This window comes from Halomonas sp. KM-1 (assembly GCF_000246875.1).
GTDB lineage: Bacteria > Pseudomonadota > Gammaproteobacteria > Pseudomonadales > Halomonadaceae > Halomonas > Halomonas aerodenitrificans.
This window is the reverse complement of record NZ_BAEU01000119.1, coordinates 1-7,836: the sequence shown is the minus strand read 5'-3', so window position 1 is coordinate 7,836 and position 7,836 is coordinate 1. Positions and strand designations below refer to the sequence as shown.

Here is a 7,836-nt window from a genome sequence, read left to right as displayed (position 1 = left end):
AGCCAACCATGACACTAGTCTTGCCCGTACCCGCACCGGCTAGCACAAGATTGTTATCCTCGTCCACCACACAGGCTTCCCGCTGGCGTTCAGTAAGTGGCTGGCTCTCCACCGTAGCAAAGAAATCTGAATAACGTTGCAGTTGGCGAGCCACATAGCTCTGCCGCAACTTCTCCAGATCATCATTTTGCCACCTGGCGACAGCCGCTACCCACTTGAACGGCACACCCTGCACATCCACGCACCACTCAGGCTCCGGCACACGCACAAAACGCGCCAAAGCCTGCTGCGCCATTGCCCTAGCCACTTCCAACCGCGACTGGCGGGGATAGCCTAGGGTAAGCAGTGTCCGGATATCTTCTGCGGTCTTCACAACCTCTGGTGCCAACTGCCTGAGCCAGTGCTCACGCAACCACCTGAACAGTGCCTGGGCATCTTTCTTCCGAAGGCCAGAAAAGGTTTTCGGCCCGGTATTGGTTTGCAGCACCAGCCTGGCGAAGAGTGCTCCCTCCTGAAAAGTAGCTTCATTGGCAAGAGACTCCGCCTGAATTAAAAATTTATAATTTCCTTTCGTCACCACCTGCAAGCCTTCACTGGTCAATAGGAAGGTCGCAGATTCTGCGCCAAAAAAACGCATCAGCCAATGAGGAGAGAGGTGTTTAGAAAAACAGTGCGAACTCATATTTTTAAAACATAGATAGTTTATATTTGGCGCCAGGCTTAATAATTAAACTGAATGCTAACGAACTGTTTAGTCAGCACGGTACGGACGCTATGCGGTCGGTTGAAGTTACTCGTTGTAGCAGCTAAATTTTACATTGTTGAAAGCACATTCTCGAATTTCCAATCAGCTATACCTTCGAGCCCTGAACACAGGTAATTCGCCGGTACCGGGACTGTCGGATCCATCATCAAAGCCACTCGCTCCGTTATGGAAACCCTATGCCTTTCCTTCAGCTTAGCCCACCATGAAGGCCGAATCGCGTGATTCTCGCAACATGAGAATGTCATCCGGAGCAATGCATCAGCCGGAGACCTACCATGATAACAATGTCCTGCTAGGGACGAGAGAAACTTCCTACATATACCTGAGCTGCTACGATGCCATGCGAAAACGTACGCCCAACCGCTCCCGACTGGCGCAGTGAAATATGTTATGAGCGCGGGAACAGTTGATGGGTCTGTAATATCTTGTAGGCACTTCCCATGAAAATCGAAATCAGGATACAGAAGACCACTTAGCTGAACACTCCACGGGTCGTCGGACAAAAAACAAACATACTGAATATCCGAGTAATCGGTTCTTGCCAAACTTTGGTCATACCATCGCTTGTGCTCCTTTAGATTCTCAAGCGCAATAGTGTGGCCGATTCCAGCAGCCATGAATAGCTCACCGACCCCGTCCGGAAGTTGCTTTGATTTTGTAAACCCCATCAGGTTGACGGCGTTTTCTTTTTCGAAATACTCTCGGCAAATACATCGATACGCATACAGAAAGACCTGCTGATCATTAGGGGCCAGCGTTTGGTTATCTATCGGCTCGAATAGTTCATTGTCATGTCTTCCACAAAACCCAAGGAAAGTGGATACTCTGTTCACTCCTACTCGCGCCCAGCCTGGATTACCATTGTTTTTTCGCATCAATGACAAGTCAGCAGATACTTGGACGACATGCCCATCCTCTTCAATCTGGCTCAATTGGCCACCGTTTTGTATTGAGTGCGCGTCGACAATCTTATCGCAGCGTGAACCGGCTGCAAAGTGAAGGCAGCGCCCCCTCCGAGAAAGGCGCTTAAATTCATTCAAATATTCTCCGATAAATCTCACGTCATCACCCCACAGTGATTAGAGTGCGCCAGAGTGCGTAACTCCTTGGACTGATTCGCGAATTTTAGAGACGCTACCGCCCTGCTGGCAGAATGGATGACGATTCCCATCATCCCTAATGCGGCATCCCTGAGTACATCTTGGTTACTTAGCCATCTTCCGTAGCTTTTACCCACCGTAACCAAGCGAAACGTTGACGGCAACGCCTACACGAGCCTTGTCCCTACCCTCTCCTTTCTCGCCCCCTCTCCAGCCCTCTCCCACCCAGCCCTACGACGTTAGTCGCAAGCCACCTGTCCAATCGGTCAAATATCTTCTAGGCTGTAGCCGAACAAGCCTGACCAAACGGTCAAGCTTGTCACTGCGGCACCCAACAACGCTGATTCGACAACGCCAATCCAACAACAACGGACACAGATATGGAACCGACCTCCTCCCTAGCCGACAAGGCAGATGGACGCCCCTCCGCGCGAGCCACGGGGCAAGGAAGCAGCTGGCTGGACAGCTATTTCGGCGCAAGCCGTCGTGGCTCCAGCGTGCGCACCGAGATTCTGGCGGGCATCGCCACCTTCCTGGCTTCGATGTACATCATCGTGGTCAACCCGGCGATTCTCTCCCATGCCGGCATCCCCTTCTCCGCCGCGCTCTCCGCCACCGTGCTGATCAGTTTCATGAGCAGCCTGGCCATGGGCCTGTATGCCCGCAACCCGATTCTGGTGGCGCCGGGCATGGGCATGAACGCGCTGTTCACCTATACCCTGGTGCAGGGCGCCGGGCTTTCCTGGGAGGTGGCGCTGGGCTGTGTGTTCTGGTCCGGCGTGCTGTTCGCCACCCTGGCGATGTTCAACGTGCGCGAGGCGATCATCAATGCGATTCCGCCTTCGCTGCGCTATGCCATCACCTGCGGCATCGGCTTGTTCATCACCTTCATCGGCTTCAAGAACGCCGGTTTCATCGTCGGCAGCGATGCGACCCTGGTCACCCTGGGCAGCATGGACGCCTCGCTGATCACCTTCTTCATCGGCATGATGGCCACCGCCATTCTGGTGATCATGCGCTACAACGGCGCGCTGATTCTGGGCATTGCGCTGACCACCCTGCTGGCCACGCCGATGGGCCGCCTATGGGGCGGCGACGTGGTGGTGGAGTGGAGTGGTATCGCCGCCTGGCCGGACTTCAGCGCGGTGATGCAGGTGGATATCTGGGGCGCGCTCAAGGTCGCCTACCTGCCGTTCATCTTCGTCATGCTGTTCACCAACTTCTTCGATGCGCTGTCGTGCTTCATGGCGCTTTCGGAATCCGCCGATCTCAAGGACAAGGACGGCAATCCGCGCAACCTCAAGCGCTCGATGACCGTGGATGCCTTCGCCTCAATGATCGCCGCACCGCTGGGCACCAGCGCGGCGCAGACCTTCATCGAGTCCGGTGCCGGCGTGGCTCAGGGCGGCCGTACCGGCCTGGTGGCGGTCACCATCGCCTTCATGTTCCTGCCCTTCCTGTTCCTCTCGCCGCTGCTGTCGCTGGTGCCCGGTATCGCCACGGCGCCGGCCCTGGTGCTGGTCGGGCTGTTCATGCTGGCGCCGGTGAGCAAGATCGATTGGACGCAGTTCGAGCAGGCCTTCCCGGCCTTTCTGGCGATCATCCTGATGCCGCTGACCTACTCGATCACTCTGGGCATCGCCTTCGGTTTCCTGAGCTTCGTGTTGATCAAGCTGGCCACCGGCAAGCTCTACGACATCAAGCCGGCGATGTGGGTTTCGGCAGCGCTGAGCGTAGTGATGCTGGTCACCACGCATTGACGAAACGGGGCCGGCACAAGCCGGCCCGCTTCATTGGCGATGGATGGCGGCGTCGATGAGCCGGAAGAGCGTCAGTGCTGCGAGAGTGGCGGCGAATAGGGTCGGCAGCAGGTAGTCGGCGCGGGTCAGGATCCACAGGTGCGTTACCCCCAGCGCCGCGGCCACGTAGATCAGGCGATGCAGCCAGTGCCAGGCCGTCCACCCCATGGCCTGCCGCACACGTGCGAAGGAAGTGACAGCCAGCGGTACCAGCAATAGCAGCGCGGCCACGCCGTAGCGAATGTAGGGCAGCTCGACCATCTCGCGGCGAATCCACGGCCAGTCCCAGTATTGATCCAGCCCCATCCAGGCCAACATGTGGGCCACCAGCCAGAAGAACGCCCAGAGGCCGATCTGACGCCGGGCCGCCATAAAGCCGACCCAGCCGGTGAAGCGAAACGCCGGGCTGAAGGCGATGGTCAGCAGCAGCAGAATCAGCCCCGTCTTGCCGGTGAAGTGCACCACGGCCTCGCCGGGCACGGCGCCCAGGTCGCCGTAGAACCACTGCCAGCCAAGCCACAAGGCCGGCGCGCTGCAGCCCAGCAGCACCAGCAGGCGAAACAGGTTGATAGCGATGCGTTGATCCACGCTGACATGACTCCCTGAGTGGCTGGAGCTTGCTCAATAGTGTCGCTGTAGGTCCATCCCGGCGTAGAGGTGCGCCACCTCGTCGGCATAGCCGTTGAACATCAGCGTCTCGCGGCGGCCGCTCTCGCCGATCCTGCGCTCCCGCGCCTGGGACCAGCGCGGGTGATCCACCGCGGGATTGACGTTTGCATAGAAGCCGTACTCCTCGGGGTTGCGCTCTTCCCAGGAACTCAGCGGGCGCTCCTCCACCAGCGAAATGCGCACGATCGACTTGATGCTCTTGAAGCCGTATTTCCACGGCACCACCAGGCGAATGGGCGCGCCGCTCTGGTTGGGCAGGATCTCGCCGTACAGCCCCACTGCCAGCAGGGTCAGCGGATGCATGGCCTCGTCGATGCGCAGCACTTCGCGGTAGGGCCAATCGAGCACGCTGCGGCGCTGGCCGCGCAGGTTGTCGGGGTCGTGAATCGATTCGAACACCACATAGCGGGCGCGCGACGTCGGCTCGTGGCGCTTGAGCAGGTTCGCCAGCGGAAAGCCGATCCAGGGCACCACCTTCGACCACGCCTCGACGCAGCGCAGGCGGTAGATGCGCTCCTCCAGCTCCTGATGCTTTAGCACGTCCTCGAGGGCGAAGGTGCCCGCCCTGTCCACTTCCCCATCGATGGTCAGCGACCAGGGATCGGTGACGAGCTGGTGGCCGTAGATCTCGGGGTCGCGCTTGCCGGTACCCAACTCGTAGAAGTTGTTGTAGGTGGTGATGTCCCGGAAGGAGGTCACGGCTTCTCCGCCCGCCAGATCGTGGCTGGGCAGCTGCGCGTCGATGCGAGCTTCGAGAGCGCCCTGCCAGGCGTGGGACGAGCGCGGCCATAGCAGGCCGGGGGCAACGGCAGCGGCGCCCAGGGCGAGGCCGGTGTTGAGAAAGCGGCGCCGCGACTCGAACAGTTCGCGGGGCGTGACTTGGGATTCCGGTATCGGCGGGTAGCGGTAACGGGTCATCTTGGATCCTCCCGAAGGCGACCGAAGAGACCACAGCTTCGCCTGTGAAACAAGCGTTTGTCACCTACCGGAACACGGGAATGAAGAAAACTTGACCCACCTCAATGAGGGGTCCATTCCGACCATTTTGCTTGGTTGATACCACTCAAGAGCCAACCGTAACCTGATGTTGCACTTCAGGCTACAACCGTCTCTAGCTTGCAACCAAGGGGATTCGCCATGATTCATAATGCTCTCGCCAGGCCGGCACTCATCGCCGCCGCAGTGTCGCTGAGCGCCGCGTTGGCGGCAACCGGCGTGGCCGCCGACGACGGCCTCGGCGACTACCGCGACCGCTTCGAACCGCTGCCTCACCTGCCGCCGATTCCGGCCCACAACTCTCTGACCGAAGAGAAGGTGGAACTGGGCAACATGCTGTTCTTCGAGCCGCGCATTTCGTCCAGCGGCGTGATCAGCTGCGCCACCTGCCACAACCCGGCTCTGGGCTGGGCAGACCGCATTCCGCGCGCCACCGGCCACGACGGCCAGATCGGCGACCGCAACACGCCCACGGTGCTCAACTCCGGCTTCCTCGGCGCCCAGTTCTGGGATGGCCGTGAGCCCGACCTGGAAGGCCAGGCGCTGGGTCCGATCCAGGCCGATATCGAAATGGCCATGGACCTCGACGCGGCCCTGGAGCGTCTGGAAGAGTTCGAGCTGTATCAGGAGAAGTTCGCCGAGGCCTTCCCCGGTGACGCCGCTCCGATCAACAAGGAAAACCTGGCCCAGGCACTGGCGAGCTTCCAGCGCACCCTGAACACGCCGAACTCGCCCTTCGATCGTTACCTGCGCGGCGACATGAACGCGATCGACGATCAGGAGAAGCGCGGCATGCAGGCCTTCGTCGATACCGGCTGTATCGCCTGTCACAGCGGCCCGGCACTGACCGACAGCAACTTCTGGGCGATTCAGGTGCCCGGCTCCACCGACGTGGGTCGTTTCGACGTGACCGGCGACGAAGCCGACATGTACAAGTTCCGCACCCCGACCCTGCGCAACGTGGGCGTGACCTACCCGTACATGAACAACGGTGCCACCGAAACCCTCGAGGAAGCCGTGGCCATCATGGGTCGCGAGATGCTGAACCGCGAGTTCGAGGACGAGATGATCGCAGACATCACCGCCTTCCTGCACACGCTGACCGGCAAGATGCCTGAGTTCGAGGTCCCGGCGCTGCCGTAAGCGGCCCAATCGCAGGGATTCGCAAGGGAACGACAATAACGTTATGCAGCCCCCGGCCCAGGCCGGGGGTTTTCGTTCGTCAGACGCTCTCGGCCAGCTGCCGATGCAGTTCCAGGCGACGCCTGTCGCTCATGAAGGCGGATTCGATGGCGGTGCCGGCCAGCTGCACGAAGGTCTCCTTCGACCAGCCGAACGCATCGTGACAGGCCATGAAGTTGTCCAGCATGCCGCCGCCGAAGTAGGCCGGGTCGTCCGAGTTCAGGGTGATGCGCAGGCCGGCTTCGAGCAGCTGGGGCAAGGGATGGTCCTCGATGCGCTCCACCACCTTGAGCCGCACGTTGGAGAGCGGGCACACGGTCAGCACCACCCCCTCGTCGCGCAGCCGGGTCACCAGCGCCGGATCCTCCAGGCAGCGCACCCCGTGATCGATGCGACACACGTCGAGCAGATCGAGGGCCTCGCGAATGTATTCCGGCGGCCCCTCCTCACCGGCGTGGGCGACACGCGGGATGCCGAGCATCTTGGCACGCTGGAACACCTCGACGAACTTGGAGGGCGGGTGGCCCCGCTCGGCGCTGTCGAGGCCCACCGCGTCGAGCATCTCCCAGTAAGGGGCGGCGCTCTCCAGCACCCGCATCGCCTCGTCGGCGGGCCGGTCACGCAGAAACGCCATGATCAGTGCGGTGGACATGCCGAGCTCGCGTTCTGCTTCACGCTGGGCGAGGCTCAAGCCCTCCATCACCACCTCGAGCTCGATGCCACGGGCCAGGTGGGCCTGAGGATCGAAGTGCATCTCCACGTGGACCACCCCTTCGGCATGGGCACGCCGAAAATAGTCCATGGCCAGGTCGTGGAAGTCATCGCTGCGCTTGAGCACGCTCATGCCCTGATAGTAGAGCTCGAGAAACGAGGAGAGATCCTGGAAGTCGTAGGCCGCGCGTACCGCTTCCACCGAGTCGTAGGGCAGCTCGACCCCGTTGCGCCGGGCCAGGGCGAACATCAGTTCGGGCTCCAGCGAGCCTTCGATATGCAGATGGAGCTCGGCCTTGGGCAGCCGCTTGAGGAAGTCGCGCATGATGCACCTCGTCGCCTTTATTTCATCATCCTGATGGATACACCTTCTTTGCGCAAACGGTCAATCAAGCTCTGTCCGAAAACTGGTTGCGCTCGGCCAGCCTGGCCTGAAGCCGCTGCTCACGAGTGATAGCAGGGGGATCGAAGGCGCCACCATCCAGTTGGTGCACCAGGTAGAGCACGCTGCGCCCGGCGAGCCACGCATCGAGTCGCGGCGAGAGTCGCGCGACGGTGGCGGCATCCAGGCCGGCGAAGGGTTCGTCGAGTATCACCAGGCCGGGGTCGCGCA

At 60.5% G+C, this 7,836-nt stretch carries 6 protein-coding genes and 1 pseudogene; 2 read left to right on the top strand and 5 right to left on the bottom strand.

What is annotated here, in order from left to right; all coding sequences use genetic code 11:
* Window positions 1–682, bottom strand: a 682-nt coding sequence (locus B8115_RS13750) for a UvrD-helicase domain-containing protein (RefSeq protein WP_158409652.1), incomplete at its 3' end; no start/stop codon positions are given.
* Between the two features lie 1,564 nt (window positions 683–2,246).
* Between B8115_RS13750 and B8115_RS13745 the strand changes: the two genes are divergently transcribed.
* Window positions 2,247–3,626, top strand: coding sequence for an NCS2 family permease (locus tag B8115_RS13745; RefSeq protein ID WP_010628391.1), 1,380 nt, complete (start codon window positions 2,247–2,249; stop codon window positions 3,624–3,626).
* Between the two features lie 30 nt (window positions 3,627–3,656).
* Here B8115_RS13745 and B8115_RS13740 read toward each other — a convergent pair whose 3' ends face one another.
* Both B8115_RS13740 and msrP read right to left on the bottom strand, forming a co-directional pair.
* On the bottom strand, window positions 3,657–4,253 hold the full coding sequence (locus tag B8115_RS13740) for a sulfite oxidase heme-binding subunit YedZ (protein WP_010628390.1): 597 nt from the start codon (window positions 4,251–4,253) through the stop codon (window positions 3,657–3,659).
* A gap of 33 nt (window positions 4,254–4,286) precedes the next feature.
* The gene (gene msrP / locus B8115_RS13735) at window positions 4,287–5,252 is read right to left on the bottom strand and encodes a protein-methionine-sulfoxide reductase catalytic subunit MsrP (RefSeq protein WP_010628389.1); all 966 of its coding nucleotides are present in this window, start codon (window positions 5,250–5,252) and stop codon (window positions 4,287–4,289) included.
* 219 nt (window positions 5,253–5,471) lie between these two features.
* Between msrP and B8115_RS13730 the strand changes: the two genes are divergently transcribed.
* Window positions 5,472–6,473, top strand: coding sequence for a cytochrome-c peroxidase (locus B8115_RS13730; protein WP_010628388.1), 1,002 nt, complete (start codon window positions 5,472–5,474; stop codon window positions 6,471–6,473).
* 79 nt (window positions 6,474–6,552) lie between these two features.
* Here B8115_RS13730 and B8115_RS13725 read toward each other — a convergent pair whose 3' ends face one another.
* Complete coding sequence (locus B8115_RS13725) at window positions 6,553–7,548, bottom strand: adenosine deaminase (protein ID WP_010628387.1); 996 nt, start codon at window positions 7,546–7,548, stop codon at window positions 6,553–6,555.
* 64 nt (window positions 7,549–7,612) lie between these two features.
* A pseudogene (locus tag B8115_RS13720) lies at window positions 7,613–7,836 on the bottom strand (ABC transporter ATP-binding protein); the annotation flags it as partial.

Excerpts from the sequence above, each read along its gene's own strand:
- B8115_RS13745 (WP_010628391.1), top strand. The coding sequence starts at position 2,247 with ATGGAACCGACCTCCTCCCTAGCCGACAAGGCAGATGGACGCCCCTCC.
- msrP (WP_010628389.1), bottom strand. The coding sequence starts at position 5,252 with ATGACCCGTTACCGCTACCCGCCGATACCGGAATCCCAAGTCACGCCC.
- B8115_RS13730 (WP_010628388.1), top strand. The coding sequence starts at position 5,472 with ATGATTCATAATGCTCTCGCCAGGCCGGCACTCATCGCCGCCGCAGTG.
- B8115_RS13725 (WP_010628387.1), bottom strand. The coding sequence starts at position 7,548 with ATGCGCGACTTCCTCAAGCGGCTGCCCAAGGCCGAGCTCCATCTGCAT.